The 24,739-nt window shown below is 71.9% G+C and carries 20 protein-coding genes and 1 pseudogene; 10 read left to right on the top strand and 11 right to left on the bottom strand.

Annotation, left to right across the window (positions count from 1 at the left end; genetic code table 11):
• Nucleotides 1-83: 83 nt before the first annotated feature.
• From AB0D85_RS40500 to AB0D85_RS40510, 3 genes are all read right to left on the bottom strand, one after another.
• Nucleotides 84-1,025, bottom strand: a complete 942-nt coding sequence (locus tag AB0D85_RS40500; protein ID WP_362332162.1) for a universal stress protein — start codon at nt 1,023-1,025, stop codon at nt 84-86.
• Between the two features lie 212 nt (nt 1,026-1,237).
• Complete coding sequence (locus AB0D85_RS40505) at nt 1,238-3,073, bottom strand: rhamnogalacturonan lyase (protein ID WP_362332313.1); 1,836 nt, start codon at nt 3,071-3,073, stop codon at nt 1,238-1,240.
• A 72-nt stretch (nt 3,074-3,145) separates the two neighbouring features.
• A complete protein-coding gene (locus tag AB0D85_RS40510; RefSeq protein WP_362332165.1) occupies nt 3,146-4,102 on the bottom strand; it encodes a YafY family protein in 957 nt (318 codons plus the stop codon).
• A gap of 71 nt (nt 4,103-4,173) precedes the next feature.
• Between AB0D85_RS40510 and AB0D85_RS40515 the strand changes: the two genes are divergently transcribed.
• Nucleotides 4,174-4,641 (top strand): hypothetical protein, encoded by a 468-nt coding sequence (locus AB0D85_RS40515; protein WP_362332168.1) that lies wholly within the window; start codon nt 4,174-4,176, stop codon nt 4,639-4,641.
• Here AB0D85_RS40515 and AB0D85_RS40520 read toward each other — a convergent pair.
• The gene (locus AB0D85_RS40520) at nt 4,619-5,377 is read right to left on the bottom strand and encodes a class I SAM-dependent methyltransferase (RefSeq protein ID WP_362332171.1); all 759 of its coding nucleotides are present in this window, start codon (nt 5,375-5,377) and stop codon (nt 4,619-4,621) included. The genes AB0D85_RS40515 and AB0D85_RS40520 overlap by 23 nt on opposite strands.
• 5 nt (nt 5,378-5,382) lie before the next feature.
• A complete protein-coding gene (locus AB0D85_RS40525; RefSeq protein WP_362332174.1) occupies nt 5,383-5,688 on the bottom strand; it encodes a 4a-hydroxytetrahydrobiopterin dehydratase in 306 nt (101 codons plus the stop codon).
• Nucleotides 5,689-5,839: 151 nt separating this feature from the next.
• On the opposite strand from AB0D85_RS40525, the pseudogene AB0D85_RS40530 reads away from it, so the two are divergent.
• The 7 genes and pseudogenes from AB0D85_RS40530 to narI all read left to right on the top strand — a co-directional run bounded on the left by AB0D85_RS40530 (nt 5,840) and on the right by narI (nt 15,139).
• Nucleotides 5,840-6,750: pseudogene (locus tag AB0D85_RS40530) on the top strand (helix-turn-helix transcriptional regulator).
• Between the two features lie 110 nt (nt 6,751-6,860).
• Nucleotides 6,861-7,724, top strand: a complete 864-nt coding sequence (locus AB0D85_RS40535) for a helix-turn-helix transcriptional regulator (protein ID WP_362332177.1) — start codon at nt 6,861-6,863, stop codon at nt 7,722-7,724.
• 20 nt (nt 7,725-7,744) lie between these two features.
• Nucleotides 7,745-8,560: an SAM-dependent methyltransferase gene (locus AB0D85_RS40540; protein WP_362332180.1), complete on the top strand. Its 816-nt coding sequence runs from the start codon at nt 7,745-7,747 to the stop codon at nt 8,558-8,560.
• 78 nt (nt 8,561-8,638) lie between these two features.
• The gene (locus AB0D85_RS40545; protein WP_362332183.1) at nt 8,639-12,322 is read left to right on the top strand and encodes a nitrate reductase subunit alpha; all 3,684 of its coding nucleotides are present in this window, start codon (nt 8,639-8,641) and stop codon (nt 12,320-12,322) included.
• Nucleotides 12,322-13,926, top strand: a complete 1,605-nt coding sequence (gene narH / locus AB0D85_RS40550; RefSeq protein ID WP_362332186.1) for a nitrate reductase subunit beta — start codon at nt 12,322-12,324, stop codon at nt 13,924-13,926. Before AB0D85_RS40545 ends, narH begins: the two co-directional genes overlap by 1 nt.
• Nucleotides 13,926-14,420, top strand: a complete 495-nt coding sequence (narJ, locus tag AB0D85_RS40555; RefSeq protein ID WP_362332189.1) for a nitrate reductase molybdenum cofactor assembly chaperone — start codon at nt 13,926-13,928, stop codon at nt 14,418-14,420. Before narH ends, narJ begins: the two co-directional genes overlap by 1 nt.
• The gene (gene narI / locus AB0D85_RS40560) at nt 14,417-15,139 is read left to right on the top strand and encodes a respiratory nitrate reductase subunit gamma (protein ID WP_362332192.1); all 723 of its coding nucleotides are present in this window, start codon (nt 14,417-14,419) and stop codon (nt 15,137-15,139) included. Before narJ ends, narI begins: the two co-directional genes overlap by 4 nt.
• 1 nt (nt 15,140) lies before the next feature.
• Here narI and dnaK read toward each other — a convergent pair whose 3' ends face one another.
• The 6 genes from dnaK to AB0D85_RS40590 all read right to left on the bottom strand — a co-directional run bounded on the left by dnaK (nt 15,141) and on the right by AB0D85_RS40590 (nt 23,213).
• Entirely contained in the window at nt 15,141-16,988 is a 1,848-nt protein-coding gene (dnaK, locus tag AB0D85_RS40565; RefSeq protein WP_362332195.1) for a molecular chaperone DnaK, read from the bottom strand.
• A 136-nt stretch (nt 16,989-17,124) separates the two neighbouring features.
• Complete coding sequence (locus tag AB0D85_RS40570) at nt 17,125-17,550, bottom strand: OsmC family protein (protein WP_362332198.1); 426 nt, start codon at nt 17,548-17,550, stop codon at nt 17,125-17,127.
• Between the two features lie 58 nt (nt 17,551-17,608).
• Nucleotides 17,609-19,432: a hypothetical protein gene (locus AB0D85_RS40575; RefSeq protein ID WP_362332201.1), complete on the bottom strand. Its 1,824-nt coding sequence runs from the start codon at nt 19,430-19,432 to the stop codon at nt 17,609-17,611.
• Nucleotides 19,429-20,490 (bottom strand): MoxR family ATPase, encoded by a 1,062-nt coding sequence (locus AB0D85_RS40580; RefSeq protein WP_362332204.1) that lies wholly within the window; start codon nt 20,488-20,490, stop codon nt 19,429-19,431. Before AB0D85_RS40580 ends, AB0D85_RS40575 begins: the two co-directional genes overlap by 4 nt.
• A 158-nt stretch (nt 20,491-20,648) precedes the next feature.
• Complete coding sequence (locus AB0D85_RS40585; RefSeq protein ID WP_362332207.1) at nt 20,649-22,649, bottom strand: alkaline phosphatase family protein; 2,001 nt, start codon at nt 22,647-22,649, stop codon at nt 20,649-20,651.
• Nucleotides 22,650-22,781: 132 nt separating this feature from the next.
• The gene (locus AB0D85_RS40590; protein WP_362332210.1) at nt 22,782-23,213 is read right to left on the bottom strand and encodes a hypothetical protein; all 432 of its coding nucleotides are present in this window, start codon (nt 23,211-23,213) and stop codon (nt 22,782-22,784) included.
• Between the two features lie 84 nt (nt 23,214-23,297).
• Here AB0D85_RS40590 and AB0D85_RS40595 point away from each other — a divergent pair, with 84 nt between their 5' ends.
• Both AB0D85_RS40595 and AB0D85_RS40600 read left to right on the top strand, forming a co-directional pair.
• Nucleotides 23,298-24,071 (top strand): MBL fold metallo-hydrolase, encoded by a 774-nt coding sequence (locus AB0D85_RS40595; protein WP_362332213.1) that lies wholly within the window; start codon nt 23,298-23,300, stop codon nt 24,069-24,071.
• A gap of 14 nt (nt 24,072-24,085) precedes the next feature.
• Nucleotides 24,086-24,712 (top strand): VTT domain-containing protein, encoded by a 627-nt coding sequence (locus tag AB0D85_RS40600; protein ID WP_362332316.1) that lies wholly within the window; start codon nt 24,086-24,088, stop codon nt 24,710-24,712.
• Nucleotides 24,713-24,739: the final 27 nt, after the last annotated feature.

The raw sequence follows: 24,739 nt of genomic DNA on the forward strand, positions 1-24,739 counted from the left end.
TACGTCCTGCGGCGCCGAGCGCGGCGCCTCGTTCAGCGTAGCCAGGGGCTGCCGCACGTGCAGCCGGGCGGCAGCCCGTGGGGTCAGCCGTGCGGGACGACGGCGACGGGGGCGGTGGCGTGGTGCAGGACGGCGTGTGTGACATGGCCGATGTGCGGGCCGAGGACGCCTCGGCGGGCCCGGCGGCCGACGACGACCAGGGAGGCGGTCCGCGCCGCCTCGACGAGGGACTCGGCCGGGCTGCCGTAGCGGGAGTCCGCGACGACCTCGACGTCCGGGAACTTCTGCTGCCAGGGGCGCAGTGCCTCGGTGAGAGCCTCGGACTCGCTCCGGGCGAGGGCCTCGTGCAGCGCGGGGTCCACCGGGGTCCCGTACGCGTAGTACGGCGGCGGGAACCAGCCGTGCACGACGTGCAGGGACGTGGCCCGGCGCCGGGCGGCGTCGAACGCGAACTCGATCGGCGCGGCGTCGGGGCGGTCGGTGTCCAGGCCGAGGACGACGGGCCTGAACGGCGTCGCCGCGGACGGCACGCCCGCCGGATCCGGCTCGTGCTCGTCGGCGGCCTGCTCGTACGCCCGCACCAGGACGACGGGCAGCTCGGCGTGGGCGACGACGCGCAGGCCGACGGAGCCGACCAGGAAGCCGCCGAGGCCACCGAGCCCGCGCGAGCCCAGGACCAGCACCTCGGCGTCCCCGGCGGCCTCGGGGAGCACCTCGCCGGGCCGGCCGGACCACTGTTCGCCGGTGACGTCGACGCCGGGGTGGCGCAGCCGCAGGCCCTCGACGGACTCCCGGGGGATCTTCTCGGTCCAGTCCCGGACGGTCTCCGGACCGACGAGCGGGGCCTGGGCGGCCGGCGGCTCCGGGACCGGTTCCAGCACGTGCACGATCTTCAGCGGCAGGCCGCGCAGCTTCGCCTCACGGGCCGCCCTCCCCCACTGCCCGAAAGGCGTGGGAGGTGCCCCCACGGCGGCGGCCCGGCTCTCGGGCGAGCCGTCGATGCCCGCGGTGACGGTGCGAAGCATGGTCTCCACCTCCAGCGACGGGATCCCGCGACGGGGATCCGGTGACGGTTCGAGTCCGGTTGCCCACCGGCTCGCTACGTCCCCGATCGTGGCGCGTCGCGGGCGGGCGCGGGAGCGGCCGTAGGGCCCGGCGGCGGGCCGATGGTCCCGGAACCGGAGGTCCGCCCGGCCCATGGCGGGCGTGCGCCGCAGGGGCGCGCGCCCGCCACCCCTCAGGGGGTGTAGACCGTCGGCCGAGGTGCCGTGGCCATCCCGTCGCCGATGAAGAAGCTCGGGTGCGGGGGCTGGTTGTAGGCGGTGTTCTGCCAGGCCAGGGCGGTGCGGTACTGGGTGTCGTGGAGCAGGGTCGTGATCCTCGTGCCGGTCTCGTACGGCGTGGAGTAGATGCGCAGGGCCGTGTTGTCCGTCGTCGGCCAGACGACCTCCTCGCGCCAGTCGCCGAGGATGTCCCCGGACAGGGCCGGGGTCGCCTTCGTGCCGTTGTCCGAGTGGACGCCGGCGCCGGTCAGCAGGCGGGTGTCGGCCGAGGTGCCGTACTTGTCGATGTGGGTGTCGTCGAGGAGTTCGCGGACCGGGTCCCCGTCCCACCAGGTGAGGAAGTTGGTGCTGGAGGGCTTGCGGGTCGCGACGACCGTGCCCTGCGGGTTGCGGACGCCGTCCGCGTGCGAGGACCAGGACTCGGCGCCCGCGCTGCCCGCCCAGATGTCCCCGGAGACGCCCCGGCCGTTGTCGCCGTTGGGGTCGGTTGACCAGAGGACTTCGCCGGTCTTCGCGTCCGCCATCCAGGAGGACGGCTTGGAGCTGTCCTCGTCGACCTTGAACTCCTCCAGGCCGGGCCGGGAGGGGTCCAGGTCGCCGACGTGCAGGGCGTCGCCGTGGCCGTTCTTCGTCGTCCACAGGCCGTAGCCGTTGTCGTCGACGGCCATCGAGCCGTACACGATCTCGTCCTTGCCGTCCCCGTCGACGTCCGCGACCGACAGCTGGTGGTTGCCCTGGCCGTCGTAGCCCTTGCCGCTGTTGGTGGAGGAGTTGGTGTCGAAGGTCCAGCGGCGGGTGAAGGCGCCGCCCCGCCAGTCCCAGGCGGCGATGACGGTACGGGTGTAGTAGCCGCGCGCCTCGATCAGCGAGGGGCGGGAGCCGTCGAGGTAGGCGGTCCCGGCGAGGAAGCGGTCGACCCGGTTGCCGTAGGAGTCGCCCCACGAGGACACCGTGCCGCGGGCCGGGACGTAGTCGACGGTGCCCATCGCCCTGCCGGTCTGCCCGTTGAACATGGTCAGGTACTCGGGGCCGGACAGGACGTAGCCGCTGGAGTTGCGGTAGTCGGCGCTCGCGCTGCCGATCACCGCGCCCGTGCCGTCGACCGTGCCGTCCGCCGTCTTCATGGCGACCTCGGCCTTGCCGTCGCCGTCGTAGTCGTACACCTGGAACTGGGTGTAGTGGGCGCCGGAGCGGATGTTCTTCCCCAGGTCGATGCGCCACAGCCGGGTGCCGTCGAGGGTGATGCCGTCGAGGATGGTGTCGCCGGTGTAGCCGGACTGGGAGTTGTCCTTGGCGTTCGTCGGCTGCCACTTGAGGACGAAGTCCAGCCGGCCGTCGCCGTCGAGGTCGCCCACGGAGGCGTCGTTCGCCTCGTAGGTGTACGACACCCCGTCCGGGGTCGTACCGCCCGCGGGCGGGGTGATGGGGACGTCCTTGTAGCCGGCCCGGAACTGGATCGCGTGGACCGAGTCGGCCTGTTCGACGCCGTTCACGATCGCGCGGACCGTGTAGTCGGCCTGGGCCGGGGCGCCGGAGTGGAAGTAGTTGGTGGAACCGGTGACCGGGGTCGAGTTGACCTTCGTACCGGCGCGGTAGACGTTGAAGGAGACGCCGTCGGGGTCGGTGCCCAGCCAGCGCCAGCTGACCAGGTTTCCGGCGTCGGTGTGGACGCTGACCACGCCCCGGTCGAGGGCTTCGACCTGGCGGGCGGTGGCCGCTTGGGCGGTGCCGGCGGAGAGGGCGGTCAGCCCTGCGCCGACCAGGGCGGCCGCGGTGGCGAGGGCCGCCAGGACCGCGGAACGTCGTCTGCGATGCGGGTGCTGCACGTGGGGTACCTCCCGGGAGACGGACGGGTTCTGCTGTCAGTCGCAGCCGTCCGCCCCGGAGTTGCCGTATCTTTCGGCCAGTTCGGCAACCGTACGGGCGATACGTTCGCGCAGCTCGGGCGGTTCCAGCACCTCGATGTCCGTGCCGAGCCGCAGGAATTCGGCAACGGCATGCCCAACCGACTCGACCGGCACCCGGACCACCCTCCCGCCGCCGCCTTCCGGAGCGACCGTGACCGCTCTGGGAAGCGTCACGCCCGGCGCCAGCCGGACCAGCGCCTCGCCACCGCCGTCGTACAGCCTTGCGTGGAAGCCGCGTTGGTACGCCGTCCAGTACGCGGCCAGGTCGAAGTCCTCGGCGCGGGTGAACTCCTCTTCCAGGGAATCGAGTTCAAGGATCTGGTCGACGCGGTAGGTGCGCGGTCCGGGGGCCGCGACGACGTACCAGCGGCCCGCCTTCAGAACCAGTCCGTACGGCTCCAGGCGGCGCCGTACGTCGGTCGGTTCGCGCCAGCGGCGGTACCGGACGTCCAGGGCCCGGCCGTTCCAGACGGCCGCGGCGACGGCGGGCAGGTGCGGGGCCGCCTCGTCGTCCGTGTACCAGCCCGGGGCGTCCAGGTGGAAGCGGCCGCTGATCCGGTCGGCGTGGGCGCGCAGTTCCGGCGGGAGGGCGGCGCGGACCTTGAGCTGGGCGGCGGCGAGGACGGGGCCGAGTCCGAGCTCGGCCGCGGGGCCGGGGGCGCCGGCGAGGAAGAGGGCCTCGGCCTCCGCGGTGGTGAGGCCGGTGAGGCGGGTGCGCCAGCCGTCGAGGAGGCGGTAGCCGCCGGCGTGGCCCGCGTCGCCGTACAGCGGGACCCCGGCCGCGCCGAGGGCCTCGACGTCCCGGTAGACCGTGCGGACGGAGACCTCCAGTTCGGCGGCGAGCTGGGCGGCGGTCATCCGGCCCCGGGTCTGGAGCAGCAGGAGGATCGAGACGAGTCGGCTGGACTTCACTGCCACAGGGTGTCAGTGAAGTGGGCCTAGCGTCCCGTGTCGTCCCTTCCCCGGCACCCAGGAGACCGCTGATGAGCAGCCCGCACGACTTCGACTTCCTCCACGGCGCGTGGGAGGTGCACAACCGCCGCCGGACCGACTTCCTCGACCCGGACGGCGACTGGGAGGAGTTCCCCGCCGTCAACCGCTGCTGGCCGCTGTTCGACGGCGCCGCGAACGTCGACGAGATCGACATGCCGCACCTGGGCGCGAAGGGCGCGACCCTGCGGCTCTTCGACCAGGAGACCCGGGAGTGGTCGCTGAACTGGGCGGCGAGCCGGAGCGGGAAGCTGTTCCCGCCGGTCGTCGGGCGGTTCGAGGGCGACCGGGGGGAGTTCTACGGCGACGACACGCACGACGGGAAGGACGTCCGGGTGCGGTTCGTGTGGTCGGGGGTCTCCCCCGCCGCCGCGCGCTGGGAGCAGGCGTTCTCCGTGGACGGTGGCGAGAGCTGGGTGACCAACTGGACGATGGACTTCAGGCGGTCGGCGGTTTCCTGAACGCCCGGACGGCGAAGCGGGGGTCGGGGCGGCGGCGGTCCTGGTCGGGCAGGGCCGCCAGGCGCTCGGCGAACTCCTCGACCCGGGGGTCGCCGGGCCGCAGCATCGTGAACCAGCCGCGCCGCAGGTCGGCGATGGTGGAGCGGGGGCTGCGGCCCTGGCCGAGGCCGGTGAAGACGGCCTGCCCGGCGGGGAGCAGGCCGTGCGCTGCGGCGTGCGCGGTCACGTGCCCGGTGGCGTCCGGCGCCGGGCGGCGCGGGCGTGCGGCCAGCACCGCGTCGATGTCGCTGCCGACGTCGTGCGCGGCGGCCTTGTCGACGGTCGTGACGTACACCCCGCCGGGCCGCAGCACCCGCGCGCACTCGGCGACGATCGCGCGGACCTCGCTCGGGTCCGCTATGAGGTGGAGCAGCCAGACGGTGGCCACCGCGTCGAACGTGCCGTCCCGGAAAGGGAGTCGACGGCCGTCGGCCAGTGCGACCGCCCCCGGCAGCCGGGCCGCCGCCATCCGTGCCATGCCGGGCGCGCGGTCCGCCCCGGTGACCCGGAGGGCGGGGCGGGCCGCGGCGAGGCGGCGGGTGACGATGCCGGTGCCGCAGGCGAGGTCCAGGAGGTGGCCGGGGCGGCCGGGACGGTCGGGGATCAGGCCGAGGACGGCGTCGGTCGCCGCCCCGGCGCGGGCCTCGCCGCCGCGGCTCGCGTCGTAGGCCCCGGCTTCCTTGTCGTAGTCGAGCACACGGCTCAGTGTGCGCCGTGACCTGGGGCGATGTCCTCCACCCTGCGGGCGAGTTCGAAGTCCAGCCTGGTGACGGCGCCGCCGACACTGTGGGTGTTCACGGTGAGGGTGACGGTGTGGTAGCCGAGGGTGAGGTCGGAGTGGTGGTCGAGCTCGTCCTGGATGCGGGCGATGTGCACGACGAGTGCGGTGGCGGCGAAGTGGGAGTCGAGGCGGTAGGCGCGGGCGAGCCGGTCACCGTCCAGCGACCAGCCCGGCAGCTCCGTCAGCCGGTCCTCGATCTCCTTCTGCGACAGCGGTTCGACGGCCATGGTGCGGCTTCCTTCCCGGAGAACTGCGTGTGTCCAGCCTGCTCAGCGTGGACAGCCTGCCATGAACAGGCCCTCGGGTCCGGGGTTGACCGGGCCGGGGGGGGCCGATCGCGCCGCCGAGGAGGCAGGGCTCTCGACTACGGTCGTCCGTATGACCATTGCCGCGTCCGGTCCCGCCGCCTCCCCGACCGCCCCCGACGGCAAGGGCCTCGGCCCGCTGCTGCGCGCCTGGCGGGAGCGGCGGCGGGTCAGCCAGCTGGAGCTGGCACTGCGTGCCGGCTCCTCGGCCCGGCACATCAGCTTCATCGAGACGGGCCGTTCGCGGCCGAGCGAGGAGATGGTGCTGCGGCTGGCCGAGCACCTGGACGTGCCGGTCCGGGAGCGCAACGCTCCCCCAGTGCCTTAAGGGCCTGGGGGGACCCCCAGCTGCTGGCCGCCGGTTACGCCCCGCACTACCCGGAGACCCCGCTGGACGACCCGGCGCTGGACGCTCCCCCACGCTCGAACAGACTCGCGCGGGGGGACCCCCACCGCGACGGCATGGAGCGGCTGATCCAGGGCTATGAGCCGTATCCGGCGCTGGTGGTGGACGGCACGTACACGGTGGTCGCCGCCAACCGGGGCATCGCCATGCTCCTGGAGGGCGTGCCGGAGTCGCTGCTCGCGCCCGCGCCGAACGCGATGCGGCTGACCCTGCACCCGGAGGGGCTGGCGCCGCGCATCCGTAATCTGCGCGAGTGGCGCGGGCATCTGCTGGAGCAGATGGAACGGCAGATCGCGCTGCACCGCTCCGCCGCGCTGCGGGAGTTGTACGAGGAGGTCGCGGCCTATCCGGCCCCGGCGGGGCCGGAGGACAGCGGGGGCGGGGGCCAACCGGCCGAGCCCGTCGCCTACTTCGCGCTGCCGATGCGGATCGAGCACGAGGGGCAGGTGCTGTCGTTCGTGTCGTCGATCTCGACGTTCAACACGCCGATGGACGTGACGGTCGCCGAGCTGGCCATCGAGACGTTCCTGCCCGCGGACCCGGCGACGGCCAAGTACCTGCACGCGCTGGCGGGTTGACGCAAAGCCCGCTCCGCGCGTAGACACAGGAGTCTGCCTCGACAACGTGTGCGACGGCGGCATCGCGTGTCACACTGCACGCGTACTTGTGCACGTAGGGGAGGCGTGGCGTGAGTGAGCGGCGTGCTGCGCCCACGGTGGGTCAGGTTGTGCTGGGCAAACGGCTGCAGGAGCTGCGGGAGGCGGCGGGTCTCGCCCGGGAGGAGGCGGCCCGGACCCTGCGGGTGGCCCAGGCGACCGTACGGCGGATGGAGATGGCCGAGGTCGCGCTGAAGATCCCGTACGTGCAGGTGCTGCTGGAGACGTACGGGGTGCCCGAGGAGGAGCAGGCCGCGTTCGTGCGGCTGGCCGAGGAGGCCAACCAGCCGGGCTGGTGGCAGCGGTTCCACGACGTCCTGCCGGACTGGTTCAGCCTGTACGTGAGCCTGGAGGGCGCGGCCCGGGTCATCCGCTCCTACGAACCGCACTTCTTCCCCGGCCTGTTGCAGACCGAGGCGTACGCGCGGGCCGTGATGGAGGCCGGGACGATCGGCCACACCGACCCCACGGCCGTCGAACGGCATGTGACGCTGCGCATGACCCGGCAGCGGCTGCTGGAGCAGGACGATCCGCCCCACCTGTGGGTGATCATGGACGAGACGGTGCTGCGGCGCCCGGTCAGCATCGACTGCGGGGTGATGCGCGACCAGATCGACAAGCTCCTCGCCTATATCGAACGGGACCGGATCACCCTCCAGCTCGCCGAGTTCGCCAGCGGCCCGCACCCGGGCACGTACGCGCCGTTCACGCTGTTCCGGTTCGCCGAGCCCGAGCTGCCGGACATGGTCTTCACCGAGTATCTGACCGGCGCCCTGTACCTGGACTCCCGCGACGAGGTCGGGGCCCATCTGGAGGTCCTGGACCATATGACGGCCCGGGCCGCCTCGGCCCAGCGGACCGAGGACCTGCTGCGCGAGTACCGCGACACCTTCTGAGGATCCGAGGAGCACACACCGTGACCGCACCCGAGCCCGCGTCCACCCTCATCGACACCAGCCGGCCGCATCCGGCGCGGGTGTACGACTGGTGGCTGGGCGGCAAGGACAACTACCCGGTGGACGAGGAGCTCGCCCGGAGGATCCTCGCGGTGGACGGCACGGTGCTGCGCGGGGCGCGTGCCAACCGCCGCTTCATGCAGCGGGCCGTGCGCACGGTCGCCGAGTCCGGCACCCGGCAGTTCCTGGACATCGGCACCGGCATCCCCACCGAGCCCAATCTGCACCAGGTGGCGCAGGGCGTGGCCCCGGAGTCGAAGGTGGTGTACGCGGACAACGACCCGATCGTGCTGCGGCACGCCGAGGCCCTGCTGCGCGGTACGCCCGAGGGCGCCACCACCTATGTGCACGCCGACGTCCGCGACCTCGACACCCTGCTGGCCCGGGCCGCCGAGACCCTGGACTTCGAGCAGCCGATCGCGCTGTCCCTGGTGGCGCTGACCCACTACCTCGGCGACGACCCGGACGGCGACGACGTGCACGGCCTGCTCAAGCGGTACGTCGACGCGCTCGCCCCGGGCAGCCATCTGATCCTCTCCCAGGTCACCCCGGACCTCAGCCCGGCGGCGATCGAGCAGGCGGCGGCGAACTTCCGGCGCAGCGGCACGCCCTTCCATCCGCGTTCGCTGCCCGAGTTCTACCGCTTCTTCGAGGGCCTGGAACTGCTCGGCCCGGGCGTGATCCCGGTCTCCGGCTGGCGTCCGGACCCGGAGGACGTGGCCCTCCAGCAGGAGGGCATCGTGCCGGTGTACGGCGGTGTCGCCCGCAAGGTCTGACCCGTCCGGACGTCCTGAACAGGTGCGTTCCCGTGCCCGCCCCTAGCGTCGAAGCGACGGGTGAGCAAGGGAGCGCAGGTGACGGACACTGAGACACCCCCCAAGGAGCCGGGTGCGGCGCTGCTGAGCGCTGCCCGGTTCTTCCGGCCGGGCACGCCCGCACCCGATCTGCACGGCGTCACGCTGACCGGCGGCCGGGAGGCGGACGCCTTCTACCGGGACCGGTGGAGCCACGACAAGGTCGTGCACTCCACCCATGGGGTGAACTGCACGGGCTCCTGCCGCTGGAAGGTGTACGTCAAGGACGGGATCATCACCTGGGAGACCCAGGAGACGGACTACCCGTCGGTCGGCCCCGACCGCCCCGAGTACGAGCCCCGCGGCTGCCCGCGCGGCGCCGCGTTCTCCTGGTACACGTACTCGCCGACCCGGGTGCGCTATCCGTACGTCCGGGGTGTGCTCCTGGAGATGTACCGCGAGGCGAAGAAGCGGCTGCGGGATCCCGTGGACGCCTGGGCGGACCTCCAGGGCGATCCGGACCGCCGCCGCCGGTACCAGGAGGCACGCGGCAAGGGCGGTCTGGTCAGGGCGAGTTGGGACGAGGCGGTGGAGATCGTCGCCGCCGCCCAGGTGCACACCATCAAGACGTACGGCCCCGACCGCATCGCCGGCTTCTCCCCCATCCCCGCGATGTCGATGGTGTCGCACGCGGCCGGGGCCCGCTACCACTCGCTCATCGGCGCCCCGATGCTCTCCTTCTACGACTGGTACGCCGACCTGCCCGTGGCCTCCCCGCAGGTCTTCGGCGACCAGACGGACGTGCCGGAGTCGGGCGACTGGTGGGACGCGGCCTATCTGATGAAGTGGGGCTCCAACGTCCCGGTGACCCGCACCCCCGACGCCCACTGGATGGCGGAGGCCCGCTACCGCGGCCAGAAGGTGGTGGTCGTCTCCCCCGACTACGCGGACAACACGAAGTTCGCCGACGAGTGGCTGCACCCGCACCCCGGCACCGACGGCGCGCTGGCCCTCGCGATGGGGCACGTCGTCCTGAAGGAGTTCTTCGTCGACCGCGAGACGCCGTTCTTCACGGACTACGTACGGAAGTTCACCGACCTGCCGTTCCTGGTGACGCTGACCGAACGGGACGGCGCGTATGTGCCGGGCAAGTTCCTGCGCGCCGCCGACCTCGGCCAGGAGGGCGAGGGCGCCGAGTGGCAGACGGTCGTCCTGGACTCGGTCTCCGGTCGCGCGGTCGTCCCGAACGGCTCCCTCGGCTTCCGCTGGACCGACACCGGCAAGGGCCGCTGGAACCTCGAACTCGGCGACATCGAACCGCAGTTGAGCCTGTACGGCAGTGAGGTCGCGGCCGGCGTCGAGGTGCTGCTCCCGCACTTCGCCACGGACGGCGGCGAGCACGGCCAGGGGTGGGGGGACGTGCTGCGCAGGGCCGTACCGGCGACCCGCCTGGGCGGGCCGGACGGCCCCCTGGTGACCACGGTCTACGACCTCCTGCTCGCCCAGTACGGGGTGTGGCGGCACGGGCTGCCGGGCAGCTGGCCCACCCATTACGAGGACGCGCGCGCCCCCGGCACCCCCGCCTGGCAGGAGCGGCACACCTCGGTCCCGGCCGCCAAGTGCGTCAAGATCGCACGGGAGTTCGCGCGGACCGCCGAGCGGTCGAAGGGCCGCTGCATGATCCTGATGGGCGCCGGCACCAACCACTGGTTCCACTCCGAGACCATCTACCGGACCTTCCTGGCCCTCCTCCAGCTCACCGGCTGCCAGGGCCGCAACGGCGGCGGCTGGGCGCACTACGTCGGCCAGGAGAAGTGCCGCCCGGTGACCGGCTGGGCCGCGCTGGCCTCCGCCAACGACTGGTCCCGCCCGCCGCGCCAGATGATCGGCACCGCGTACTGGTACCTCAACACCGACCAGTGGCGCTACGACCGGTTCGCCGCCGACGTCCTGGCCTCACCGCTGGGTGAGGGCAGGCTCGCGGGGATGACCGGCGCGGACTGTCTGGCGCTGTCGGCCCGCGCGGGCTGGATGCCGTCGTACCCGACCTTCGACCGCAACCCCCTCGACCTCGGCGAGGCCGCCGGCGACCCGGTGGCCGGGGCGGTGGCCGAACTCCGCGCGGGGACCCTGAAGTTCGCGTGCGAGGACCCGGACGCCCCGGAGAACTGGCCGCGGGTGCTGACCCTGTGGCGGGCGAACCTGCTGGGCTCGTCCGCGAAGGGCGCCGAGTACTTCACCAAGCACCTCCTCGGCACGCACTCCTCCCTGCGCGCCGAGGAGGCGACCCCCCAGGAGCGTCCGCGGGACGTGGTCTGGCGGGACGAGGCGCCCGAGGGAAAACTCGACCTGCTCCTCTCCCTGGACTTCCGGCAGACCTCCTCCACCCTGCTCTCGGACGTCGTGCTCCCCGCCGCCACCTGGTACGAGAAGCACGACCTGTCGTCGACGGACATGCATCCGTATGTGCACTCCTTCACCCCGGCCGTGGACCCGCCCTGGCAGGCGCGCACCGACTTCGACGCCTTCAAGGCGCTCGCGGAACGGCTGAGCGAGCTGGCCGTGAAGCATCTCGGAGTGCGCAAGGACCTGGTGGCCGCGCCCCTGCAGCACGACACCCCGGGCGAGATCGCCCAGCCCGGCGGGGTGGTGCGGGACTGGAAGCGCGGGGAGTGCGAGCCGGTGCCCGGCCGGACCATGCCGAACCTGACCGTGGTCGAGCGGGACTACACGGCGATCGGCGACAGGTTCACGGCGCTCGGCCCGCTGGTCGAGCAACTCGGCCTGCCCGCCAAGGGGATCGCCCTGCGGCCCGACCAAGAGGTGGCCTATCTAAAGGAGTTGAACGGCACCGGATACCAGGGCCGCCCGTCCCTCGACACGGCGGTGAAGGCGGCCAACACCATCCTGGCGCTGTCCGGCACCACCAACGGCCGTCTCGCCACCCAGGGTTTCCGCACCCTGGAGCAGCGCACCGGGCAGGAGATGGCCCACCTGGCCGCCGAGCACGAGGGCAAGCGGGTCACCTACGCCGACACCCAGGCGGCTCCGGTGCCGGTGATCACCTCGCCGGAGTGGTCGGGCAGCGAGTCCGGCGGCCGCCGCTACACGGCGTTCACCCTCAACACCGAGCACCTCAAGCCCTGGCACACGCTCACCGGCCGCCAGCACTTCTTCCTCGACCACGACTGGATGCACGAACTGGGCGAGGCGCTCCCGATCTACCGGCCGCCGCTGGACATGAACAAGCTCTTCGGCGAACCGTACCTGGGCCCGGACGGACAGCAGGAGGTGACGGTCCGTTATCTCACCCCGCACAACAAGTGGTCCATCCACTCCGAGTACCAGGACAACCTGTTCATGCTCGCGCTCTCCCGCGGCGGCCAGAACATCTGGATGTCCCCGCAGGACGCGGACACCATCGGGGTGAAGGACAACGACTGGGTCGAGGCGGTCAACCGCAACGGCGTGGTGGCGGCCCGGGCGGTCGTCTCGCACCGGATGCCGGCCGGCACGGTCTACATGCACCACGCCCAGGAACGGACCGTGGCCGTCCCGAAGACGGAGACCACCGGGATGCGCGGCGGTATCCACAACACGCTCACCCGGCTGATCCTCAAGCCCTCGCATCTGATCGGCGGCTACGCCCAGTTGTCCTGGGCCTTCAACTACCTGGGCCCGACGGGCAACCAGCGCGACGAGGTGACGGTGATCCGTCGTCGCAGTCAGGAGGTCGAGTACTGATGCGTCCCATGGCCCAGATCGCGATGGTCATGAACCTCGACAAGTGCATCGGCTGCCACACGTGTTCGGTCACGTGCAAGCAGGCGTGGACCAACCGGCGGGGCATGGAGTACGTCTGGTTCAACAACGTCGAGACCCGGCCGGGCCAGGGCTATCCGCGCCGCTACGAGGACCAGGAGACCTGGCGCGGCGGCTGGGAGCTGAACCGGCGCGGCGCGCTGAAGCTGAAGGCGGGCGGACGGCTGCAGAAGCTCGCCGGGATCTTCTCCAACCCCAGACTCCCGGAGATCAAGGACTACTACGAGCCCTGGACGTACGACTACAAGAACCTCACCGACGCCCCGCTCGGCGACGACTACCCGGTGGCCCGCCCGGTCTCGCAGCTCGACGGCAAGCCGACGAAGATCGAGTGGTCGTCGAACTGGGACGACAACCTGGCCGGCGCGCCCGCCTACGGCGACCTGGACCCGATGGTGGAGCGCACCCGTCAGCAGGCGGCCGACAAGGTGAGGTTCGAGTTCGAGCAGACCTTCATGTTCTATCTGCCGCGGATCTGCGAGCACTGCCTCAACCCGTCGTGCGTGGCGTCCTGTCCGTCCGGGGCGATGTACAAGCGGGCCGAGGACGGCATCGTCCTGGTCGACCAGGACCGCTGCCGGGGCTGGCGGATGTGCGTGACCGGATGCCCGTACAAGAAGGTCTACTTCAACCACGCCACCGGCAAGGCCGAGAAGTGCACGCTGTGCTACCCACGCCTCGAGGTGGGCCTGCCGACGGTCTGCTCGGAGACCTGCGTGGGCCGGCTGCGCTATCTCGGGGTGATCATCTACGACGCCGACAAGGTGACGGCGGCGGCCGAGACCAAGGACGAGAAGGCGCTGTACGAGGCCCAGTTGGGGGTCTTCCTCGACCCGCACGATCCCAGCGTGCAGGTCGCCTGCGACTACGCGGGCATACCGTACGACTGGATGGAGGCGGCCCGCCGCTCCCCGGTCCGCGCGCTGATCAGCGAGTACCGAGTGGCGCTGCCCCTGCACCCGGAGTACCGCACCATGCCGATGGTCTGGTACATCCCGCCGCTGTCCCCGGTCGTGGACGCGCTCTCGGAGACCGGTCACGACGGCGAGGACGCCCGGAACCTCTTCGCCGCGATCGACACGCTCCGCATCCCCCTGGAATACCTGGCCGAGCTGTTCACGGCGGGCGACACCGGCCCGGTGCGGTCGTCGCTGGAGAAGCTCGCGGCGATGCGCTCCCACATGCGGGCCCACAACCTCGGCGAGGAGCCGGACACGCGGATCTCCGCCGCGGTGGGGATGACACCGGAGGAGATCGAGAAGATGTACCGGCTGCTGGCGATCGCCAAGTACGAGGACCGCTATGTGATCCCCACGGCGGCCGTCGGCGACGCCCGCCGCCTCGAGGAGTCGGCGCTGCCGGAGGGATGCAGCCTCGACTACGAGGGCGGCCCCGGTATGGGCGGCGACGGCCCCTTCGGCAAGGACTCGGGGCGGAAACTGCTCCCTCTGGTGTCGGTGGAGAACTTCCACATCCTGCGCAGACGGCAGACCGCCGACACTCCCGACGAGGCGAAGGAGGACTGATGCCCTCGGACGCGGTGTTCTACCAGGCGGCGGCGCTCTGTCTCACCTACCCGGACGACGACTTCGTCGCCCGGCTGCCGCTGCTGCGCGAAGCCGCCCCGCAGCTGCGGGAGTTCACCGACCACGCGGCGGTGACCCCACCGCAGGAGCTGGCCGCGCACTATGTGCAGGTCTTCGACTTCAAGAACCGGCACAGCCTGTACCTCAGCTGGTGGCACGACGGCGACACCCGGCGCCGGGGCATGTCGCTGGTCCGCTTCAAGGACGTCTACAAGGCGTACGGCATGGAGTTCACCGGCGAGGAACTGCCGGACTTCCTGCCGGCGGTCCTGGAGTTCACGGCCCGCACCGGCAACACCGACCTGCTCACCGAGCACCGGGACTGCCTGGAGCAGCTCCGGTGCCGGCTGACCGACTTCGGCACACCGTATGCCAGCGTCCTGAACGCGGTGTGCGACACACTGCCGACCTCGTACCGAGAGATGCGCCCGTGACCACCCTCCTCTGGGGTGCCCTCCCCTACATCGCCTTCGCCCTCCTCGTGGCCGGCCTGGTCTGGCGCTACCGCTACGACAAGTACGGCTGGACCACCCGCTCCTCCCAGGTCTACGAGTCGAGGCTCCTCAACATCGCCTCGCCCGCCTTCCACTACGGCATCCTGTTCGTCCTGGCGGGCCATGTCGTCGGCCTGTTCGTCCCGGCGTCCTGGACGCGGTCGCTCGGCGTCAGCGAGCACACGTACCACCTGTTCTCCCTGTACGGCGGCACGTTCGCGGGCGTCCTCACGGTGGCCGGCCTGGCCCTGCTCCTCTACCGCCGCCGCACCCGGTCCCCGGTCTTCCACGCCACCACAGCCAACGACAAGGCGATGTACCTGGTCCTGGTGGCCGCGATCGTGCTGGGCATGACCGCGAAACTGACCCACGCCTCCGGAGACGGCTACGACTACCGCGAGACGATCGCCCCCTGGGCCCGCAGCCTCTTCACCCTCCAGCCGCGGACAGCCCTGATGGCGAACGTCCCGGCCCTCTACCAGGTCCACGCGGTCGTCGGCATGATCCTGATCGCCCTGGTCCCGTACACCCGCCTGGTCCATATGTTCAGCGCGCCGGTCCAGTACCTGTTCCGCCCGTACCTGGTGTACCGGACCCGGGACCCGGGGCAGCTGGGCCCACGCCCGGAGCGGCGCGGCTGGGAGACGACGCGTCGCTGACTCAGCCGGCCGCACCCCTCTCGTCGTCCACGATCTCCGCGTCCACCACTCCCTCCTCCTCGGGTTCGGGCGCCCGCTGTTCTTCGGCCGGACCGGCGGAGGCCGACGCGTACATGGCCTGGCCCATCCGCTGGCTCACCGTGGCCAGTTTCTCGACGCCGTTCCGGAGCTCGGCGGTGTCGGCGCTCCGTTCCAGCAGCGCCTTGAGTTCGGTCACCGCTCCCTCGACGTCGGCCTTCGTGTCCGCCGGAATCCTGTCCTCGTTGTCCCGGACGAACTTCTCGGTCTGGTAGACGAGTTGTTCGGCCTGGTTGCGGGTCTCGGCGGCCTCCCGGCGCTTGCGGTCCTCCTCGGCGTACTGCTCGGCCTCCCGCATCATGCGGTCGATGTCGTCCTTGGGGAGCGCGGAGCCGCCGGTCACCGTCATCTTCTGCTCGCGCCCGGTGGCGAGGTCCTTCGCCGAGACGTGCATGATCCCGTTCGCGTCGATGTCGAAGGCCACCTCGATCTGCGGCACGCCGCGCGGCGCCGGCGGCAGGCCCGTGAGGTCGAAGACGCCGAGCTTCTTGTTGTAGGCGGCGATCTCCCGTTCGCCCTGGTAGACCTGGATGCCGACCGAGGGCTGGTTGTCGGTGGCGGTGGTGAAGATCTCCGCACGCCGGGTGGGGATCGTGGTGTTGCGCTCGATGAGCCGGGTCATGATGCCGCCCTTGGTCTCGATGCCCAGGGACAGCGGGGTGACGTCCAGCAGCAGCACGTCCTTGACGTCACCGCGGATCACGCCCGCCTGCAGGGTCGCCCCCACCGCGACCACCTCGTCGGGGTTGACGCCCTTGTGCGGGTCCTTGCCGGTGAGTTCCTTCACCAGGTCGGTGACCGCGGGCATCCGGGTCGAGCCGCCGACCAGGATGACGTGGTCGATGGCGGACAGCCGCACGCCCGCGTCCTTGACGGCCTGGTGGAAGGGCTTCTTGCAGCGGTCCAGCAAGTCCGCGGTGAGCTCCTGGAACTGAGCCCGCGTCAGCTTCTCCTCCAGGTGCAGCGGCCCCTCGGCGGAGGCCGTGATGTACGGCAGGTTGACCGATGTCTCCGTCGACGACGACAGCTCGATCTTCGCCTTCTCGGCGCCCTCGCGCAGCCGCTGCAGCGCCATCTTGTCGTTGCCGAGATCGACGCCGTACTGCCCCTTGAACCGCTTGACGAAGTGCTCGACGACCCGCTGGTCCCAGTCGTCGCCGCCGAGGTGCGTGTCGCCGTTGGTGGCCTTGACCTCGATCACACCGTCGCCGATCTCCAGCAGCGACACGTCGAAGGTGCCGCCGCCGAGGTCGAAGACGAGGACGGTCTGCTCCTCGCCCCGGTCGAGGCCGTAGGCCAGGGCCGCGGCCGTCGGCTCGTTGATGATCCGCAGCACCTTGAGGCCGGCGATCTCCCCGGCCTCCTTGGTGGCCTGCCGCTGGGAGTCGTCGAAGTACGCGGGCACGGTGATCACCGCGTCGGTGACGTCCTCGCCGAGGTACGCCTCGGTGTCCCGCTTCAGCTTCTGCAGCACCCGCGCCGACAGCTCCTGGGCCCGGTACCGCGTGCCGTCGACGCTCCCGCTCTCCGGGAACCGCCAGGCCCCGTCGCCCATGTGCCGCTTCACCGAGCGCGCGGTGCGCTCCACGTTGGTCACCGCCTGCCGCTTGGCGACCTCGCCGACCAGCACCTCGCCGTTCTTCGCGAAGGCCACGACCGAGGGGGTGGTGCGGGCCCCCTCGGCGTTGGCGACGACGGTGGGCTCACCGCCCTCCAGGACGGCCACCACCGAGTTCGTCGTACCGAGATCGATTCCGACCGCGCGTGCCATGTCCGTCCCCTTCCGCCCGGGCGCTTCCCCGACTCCAGCACAAAACTTGAGCGCGCCGTTGTCAATGCCGGGGACCCCGTAAACGACGCAGCCGCGCCCCCGGGACGGGGACGCGGCATCAGATGGCGTACGGCGGTCAGGCGAGCTTCGCCGACAGGGTGATGGTGGTGCCGGCCAGGGCCTGGCTGACCGGGCAGTTCTTCTTGGCGTCCTCGGCCGCGGCGGCGAAGCCGTCCTCGTCCAGGCCGGGGACCGTGCCCTCGACGGTCAGGTGGATGCCGGTGATGCCGGTGCCCGGCTGGAAGGTGACGTCGGCGTTGGTGACCAGCTTGGTGGGCGGGGTACCGGCACCGGCCAGGGCGTGTGACAGCGCCATGGAGAAGCAGCTGGAGTGGGCGGCGGCGATCAGCTCCTCGGGGCTGGTCTTGCCGTTCGCCTCCTGGGAGCGGGCCGCCCACGTGACCGGCTGCTCGCTGATGCCGGAGGAGTCGAAGGTGATGACCCCGTTGCCCTCGGTGAGGCTGCCTTCCCAGACAGTGTGTGCGGTACGCGTGGTAGCCACGGTTGTTCCTTTCGGCGTGTGGACCGGTTTCGCAGGTCCCATCCGATCACATCCGGGCTCAGCGCACGCGGAAGACGGGTCCCCTCGCGCTGAAGGGCAGCCGGGCCCCCTCGGGAATCAGGTACGCGTGCTCGCGCCGCACCCGCAGGACGTCGCACCAGCCGTCGGTGATCACCAGGACCGGCGCGCCCGGCGGGAAGTCGTCCGCGCGGTGCAGCAGGTCGATGCCGGGCTGCAGAACCGTACCGCCGCGGCCATGCACCCGGACCCGGCCCGCGATCTCGGCCGCCGGCAGATACCCGGCGTCATGCGGAGCCGCGTCGCAGAAGACTACGCGGGCGGCCGGTACGTCACGGGCCTCGGCGTACGACGCGATCGCGCCGAGGGCCTTGCCGAGCAGAGTGCGGTCCATGGACCCGGAGGTGTCCAGGACCACGCCGAAGGTGCAGCGGGCGACCTCCTCGGGCGGGAACCAGCGGCCCGCCCGCGGGATGTCCGGGGTGGACGACTGGCGCCGCGACGGACGGGCGTAGGAGCGTACGGCCTCCGGGCGCGGCACGAACTCGTCGAACCAGCGGGCGAGTCGGGCGTCCCACGGCAGCGGCGGATGACTGAGCGCGCGGATCTCCTCCACCAGCCCGCCCGGCAGGAAGCCCCGGCCCTGTGTCTCGTGCAGGTCGAGCCCCTGGCAGAGCCCTCGCCGGTAGAACTCGTCGAGGTCGGCATAGGCGCCCGGCGGCCCGATCGGCGCGCCCAGCACATCACCGCGCCCCTTGCCGCGCAGGGTGGCCAGACGCCGCAGCCTCCGCAGGTCGCCGACGATCCGGTCGTACACCTCCTCGGCCGACAGGTCCTTCAACTTCGGGTCGTACAGCAGCCCTTCGGGCATCGTGCCGACGCGCATCTCGACCAGCCAGCCGTTGATGACGTAGTCGCAGGCGATGTTGAAGAGGTAGTGGTCCCGGCTGCCGAGGCGGTCGCCGTGGCGCAGGGCGGCGTGCAGCATCTCGTGGGCGAGGACGAACCGCCACTCCTCGTCGTCCAGGGTGCGCAGCGGGTTGACGTAGATCTCGCCGGCCTCGGGGTTGACGGCGGCGACGGCGATGTCGTGGGCGCGGGCCAGCTCGGCGTCGGCGACCAGCTTGATGCCGGCCGCGATACCGCCGAGCAGCGGGTAGGAGGAGACGAACCAGCTCAGCGCCTTCTCCCAGGGGCGCCGTGGGGTGGGCGGGCCGGTCATCGAGGTGCGCCGGCCGCCGGCCAGGTCCATCGCCCGGGACATGGTGCGGGTCAGCGCGTGCGCGAACCCGACCTGCCAGTCGGGGACCTGACCGGCCCAGGCGTTCCAGGAGAGCAGGAGCTGGTCGGGCTCGCCGCCGCTGGTGCCGCCGTGCTCGTACGCGGCCGGGACACCGCCGGCCCGCCGCCAGCGGGCGGCGAGCTGCTCCTCGTCGCCGTCCGGGTAGGCCGCGGGCAGGTGGTCGGGGGCCTCGCCGACCGGGAAGGTCGCCAGGAAGCGGTTGACGACGGTGCAGCGGGCGGCGAGGTCGTAGCGGTCGGGCTGGGTGCGCGGCCCGGTGGCGGCCGGGAGGTGGCCGAAGCCGAGGTGGATGGTGCAGTGGGCCAACGCCCAGGCCCACTCGGCGGGTTCGGCGCGCCGGGTGGCGTGGGCGTGCAGGACGCCGTCGGAGTCGGCACGCACCAGCCCTTCGTGGGGCGCGAGTTCGCACTTCTCGTGCCGGCAGATGGTGAACTCGACGGCCCGGAGCGCCGGGTTGGCGCGCAGCAGCTCGACCCCGGCCGCGAAGTTCTCCGCGGCGGGGTCCTGCTTCTTCGGGTTCTTCTGCTTCCCCTGGTTCTTCTGGGGAGCGGTTCGGCTCACCGGCGGGCCTCCACGAGCCGGGGCATGTCCCGGGCCGCCTCGATCAGGAACCAGGCGGGCAGCACGGGGTTGCCGTCGGCATCGGAGGCGATGACGGTCTGGGCGACCTCGACGGAGATCTCGGCGAGCTGCACCAGCAGCGACTTGGCGCGGTACGCGGACTGCCGGCCGTTCGCCGACATGTGCTCCTTGTCGACGGGCAGTTCCTTGACGAGCCGCCCCCGGAACGACTCCGCGAGGTAGTACAGCAGGTCCCGGTCCTCGACACGGTGCGGCCACCCCGCGTCGCCCTTCAGGATCGCCTCGATCCCGAACCGGCTCCGCACGATCTTGACGTAGCCGCAGAAGGCGGTCGCGTGGGCAGGGGTGAGCGTGCCGTGGGCGAGGACCCTGAGGGTCTCCTCGTCGAGGTCGCGCCCGAAGGAGTGCAGGGCGTCGGAGAGCATGTGCCAGGAGCGCGGGGTGGAGAACGGCTCCTCGGTCTTCGGCGGCTTGGACCACAGCTGGTCGGGCCGGTCGGTGAGATGGTCCAGGATCCAGGGGTGGATGCCGTTGCCCGCGGCCCAGGCGAGCCAGTCGTGCGGGGAGGCCTCCAGATGGACATGGGCCAGCCGGTTGACGAGGGCGGAGGCGATGGGCCGGGCGAGGGCGTTGTCGGTGGCCCGGTTGCCGGCGCCGATGACGATCGACCCCTTCGGCAGTTCGTAGTTCCCGACCCGCCGGTCCAGGATCAGCGAGTAGAACGCCTTCTGGACGTCGGGCGTGGCCGCGTTGAGCTCGTCGAGGAAGAGGCAGTAGGGCTCGTCGCGGGCGATCGCCTCGGGCGGGCAGAACACCGACCGCCCCTCACGGATCTGCGGAACACCGATCAGGTCCTCGGGCGCGAGCTGCGTACCGAGCAGGCTCACACACTCCAGCCCCAGCGACTCGGCGAACTCCCGTACCAGGGAGGACTTCCCGATGCCGGGCGCGCCCCAGATGAACACGGGCCGGACGGTGGCGAGACCGAGGAGGAGTTCGGGAAGACGAGCGGGCGTGACGGTGACGGCTGCCTGCAAGAGGCGGCTCCTTGGGGGGTGTTCGAGAGGTTTGCGACTCGAACAGTGTGAGCCGGGAGGAGGAGAAACGCAGCCCATTTATCCGGAGCCGAGCTAAAGCGCCCCCTTGGGGGCGCGGGGAACTGCGCGACCAGCCCCCACCGACCCGCAGCGAACGTCTACGCGGCCTTCTCGTCCTGAACAGACAAAGGCACCTGCGGCCCGTCCGCCTCCCGAATCCACCGCCGCAGCACCCCATGCACCGCCTCGGCCCCCACAAGCTCACGCCCCTCCTCCACCGGCGCCGAGAAGTCGACCGGCGACAACAGGAACGGCCTCCCCTGCGCACCCCCCAACCCCCCGTGCGACCCGGTCTGCTCCTCGAAGGCCAGCACCTCGCCGCACTCGGGGTCGTACCACGAGTTCACCATGACGTCGGCGGTATGCGGAAAGGAGTGGGTCCGCCGTACGGCGTCCGCCGCCCCCGCCCCGAAGACGGCCAGCGGCCCCGGACGGCCGTCGAGCCGGTCGAGCGGCACCTCCGCCCCGAACGCGCCGAGCACCACCCCGCCGTGCTCCTCGCTGCGCACCAGCAGAAACCCGACACCGGGATGGTTGGCGAGGGTGGTGAGCAGGGCCGGGTACCGGGCGTCTATCTCCTCCTTGGTCATCCGGTGCGGCACGTCCGGGAAGGAGATCAGCCCGAGGTTGCCGGAGGCGAGCACGATCGGCTCGGAGCGCCGGGTGGGCCGGTGCTTCTCCCCGCCCTCCTCGACCGGCCTGCGCAGGGCCGCGCGGACGGCGGCCCGCGCCTCCGTGCCGCTGTGGGTACGCTCCGCGCGCCGCGGCACATGCAGCCCGCAGCCCGCCCGGACCAGGTCGCCGAGGGTGAGCCCGTAGCGGGAGCGGAAGGTCTCGCCTGGGCTCTGGCCGTGGTCGGAGAGGACGACGATCCGGTAGGGCCGCGGGGCGTGTTCGGCGACCTTCTCGATCAGGGCGAGGGCGCGGTCCAGGCGTTGCAGCACCTTCTCGGTGTCGCGGCTGCGCGGTCCGGAGTGGTGGGCGACCTCGTCGTAGGCGACGAGGTCGGCGTAGACGGCGCTGCGGCCGGCCAGCAGGTCGCCCATGACCGCGGCGACGACGACGTCCCGTTCGACGACGGTGGCGAAGGCGCGGACGAAGGGGTAGAGGCCGCCCCGGCTGATGCGCGGGCGCTGTTTGCGGAGCCGGGCCCTGGTGGACTCGACGGTCTCCCGGCCGACCTCGGCGAAGAAGGAGAGGGCAGTGCGGACGGCGTTGGCGGGGTCGGAGAAGTAGGCGAAGTAACCGGCGCGGGAACGGTTCTCCCGGCCTCGGCGCCGGGTGGCAATGGACAGCACGAGGGCCTGTTCGTCGGCGCCGCCGCTGAAGAGGTTGCCGCGGCTGGCGCCGTCCAGGGTGAGCAGGCCCCCGTCGGCGGTGCGCTCGACCGCCCGGCGCTGGAGTTCGGCGGCGCTGGTCGGCCGGTTGCAGACCATCACCTCCCGGTGCTCCTTCTCGTACCAGCGGAACGCGGGGACGTCGAAGGTGGAGCCGTGCAGGATGCCGAGCTGGCTGGCGCCGGTCTGGCTGGACCAGTCGGTGCGCCAGGGGGTGAGCCGGTGGGAGCGGTCGAGCCAGCGGGCCACCGTCGGCATCAGGCCCTTGGCGACCGCGGCGGTGAGGACGTCGTGGCCGACGCCGTCGAGCTGGAGGAAGACGGTGCCGGGGGCGGCCGGGCACGGCGGGTGGGACCTGCGGCGGCGGGTGGCCAGGCGGGAGAGCCGGCGCCGGTAGGCGTCGTCGTCGCGGACGGCGAGGGCGCCGCCGGTGGCGGAGGCGACGGCGGACATCACGGCGGCCACGATCACGGCCGTCTCCGGCGCGGCCTCGCTCTGCCCGGAGGGGTTGATGCGCAGGGCGACGAGGAGCAGGGAGCCGTTGAGGAAGAAGACCAGCAGGCCGAGGACGAGGGCGGGCACGAGCAGCAGCAGACGTACGAGCAGGGGCCAGACGACGGCCGAGAGCACACCGAAGGCGCCGGCGCCGAGGGCCGCGGTCACGGCGATGCGGGTGGCGCTGTCACCGTCGGGGGACTGGAGCTGGAAGTCGGGCAGGATGCCGGCTAGGACCAGCATGGTGACGGTGGACACCGCCCACACCGCGACGCTCCGTCCGAGCTGACTGACGACCCGCCGCCACCGCACGCCCCACCGACCTCACGTCCGCGCCCCGCGCCGGCCGCGGGTCCTGTGCCGTCAACACTGTCACACGGTTGCGGGGTGCGAGCGGGCTCACCGCCCGTCGTACCCCGCCGTCGGCATCGACAGCCGCCGGTGGATCATGGCCTTCATCTGGGCGTCGTAGCGTGGTTCCGCGCGCCCCACGGTCACCACGCGGACCCCGCGCCGCGCGCATTCCGCCGTGAAGTCCTCGACCGACGAGAGCGCGCTCTCCAGGACCCGTCTGCTCGGTGCGACGAAGACGTCCATGCCGGGCCGGACCCCTGCCCACAGCGCGCTGTGGTCGTGGCGCAGACCGCGGACCAGGAGTTCGCGGGCGATGACGTACCCGTGTTCCAGCGCCCAGCGCGCGCACATCGCGTGCTGGCTGCGCGAGTCGACCAGGAAGGGGTCGATCTCCAGTTCCTCCAGGGGCGTCAGACTCGCGATCGCGGTCACCCGCACCGGCCCGAGCCCGCCGGAGGCACCCCGCGTCTGTCCCATGGCGTCCCCCTCACCTCCGGGTTTCGCCGCCGACCCTACTCCTGCCCGTAGGCTTCGGGGAGTCGCGCGAAGGAGGCAAAGAAGGTGCCGGTGGAGATCACCTGGTGGGGTCACGCCACCTGCACGATCGAGGATTCGGGCATACGTGTGCTCACCGATCCTCTGTTCGCCCGCAGGCTCGCTCATCTGCGCCGCCGCCGGGGCGCCCCGCCGCCGTCCGAGGCCCGGCGCGCCGACCTCGCGCTCGTCTCCCACCTGCACGCCGACCACCTCCACGTCCCCTCGCTCGCCGGGCTCGCCCCGGGCACGCGCCTGCTTGTGCCCCGGGGCGCACCACGGGCGGTTCCCGCGCTCCGTCGACTCCGTCAGTTGCGGATCACCGAGGTGGGCGTCGGCGACGAGGTGCACATCGGCCCCCTGGTCGTACACGCCGTACCCGCGCTGCACGACGGCCGTCGGCTGCCGGTCGGCCCGCACCGCTCCCCCGCCCTCGGGTACGTCGTGGAGGGCGCGGCACGGACGTACTTCGCCGGGGACACCGGGCTGTTCGACGAGATGGCCGCGGCGGTCGGGCCGGTGGACGTGGCCCTGCTGCCGGTCGGGGGGTGGGGGCCGTATCTCGGGGAGGGGCACCTGGACGCGGGGCGGGCGGCCCGGGCGCTGGCCGCGCTGGCGCCGCGCAGTGCGGTGCCGGTGCACTACGGGACGTACTGGCCGATCGGCATGGACGCCGTGCGCCCCCATGAATTCCATGCGCCGGGCGATGAGTTCGTGCGCCTCGCGGCCGAGTACGCGCCCCAGGTGGCGGTGCACAAGCTCCGCCACGGGGAGGGCGTGCGGCTGGAGGTCGCACGGTGAGACTGCTGGTGGTCATGGCGGCCGCCGCCGGGTCCACGGCGGCGACCTCGACCTCTACCGAGTCCACGCAGCAGGCGACCGGGTATCCGACGCTGTTTCTGCTGGTGCTGATCGGAGCGCTGGTGCCGGTGGTGCCGACGGGGGCGCTCGTGAGTTCGGCGGCGGTGGTGGCGTTCCATCAGACGGCGCCGTTCGCGCTGGCGCTGGTGTTCGCGACGGCGTCGCTGGCGGCGTTCCTCGGGGATGCGGCGCTGTACTGGCTGGGGCGGCGCGGGCTGGGGTCGAAGAACGGGTCGCGGTGGCTGGAGGCGATCCGGGCGCGGGCGCCGGAGGACCGGCTGGAGCAGGCGCAGGCGAAGCTGGCCGAGCACGGGGTGACGGTGCTGGTGTTGTCCCGGCTGGTGCCGGCCGGGCGCATACCGGTGATGCTGGCCTGTCTGCTGGCGGACTGGCCGCCCAAGCGCTTCGCGCGGGGGAACGCGCCGGCTTGTCTGGCGTGGGCGGCGACGTATCAGGTGATCGGGATTCTGGGTGGGTCGTTGTTTCCGGAGCCGTGGGAAGGGGTGGTGGCGGCGGTCGGGCTGACGGTCGTCATCGGTGTGGCGCCGAGTGCGTGGCGGCGGGTTCGATCTGCCGGGTGATGTCTCGTTGCGGGGTGCGAGTGCGTG

It is taken from the genome of Streptomyces sp. NPDC048277 (assembly GCF_040652235.1).
Classification (GTDB): Bacteria; Actinomycetota; Actinomycetes; order Streptomycetales; family Streptomycetaceae; genus Streptomyces.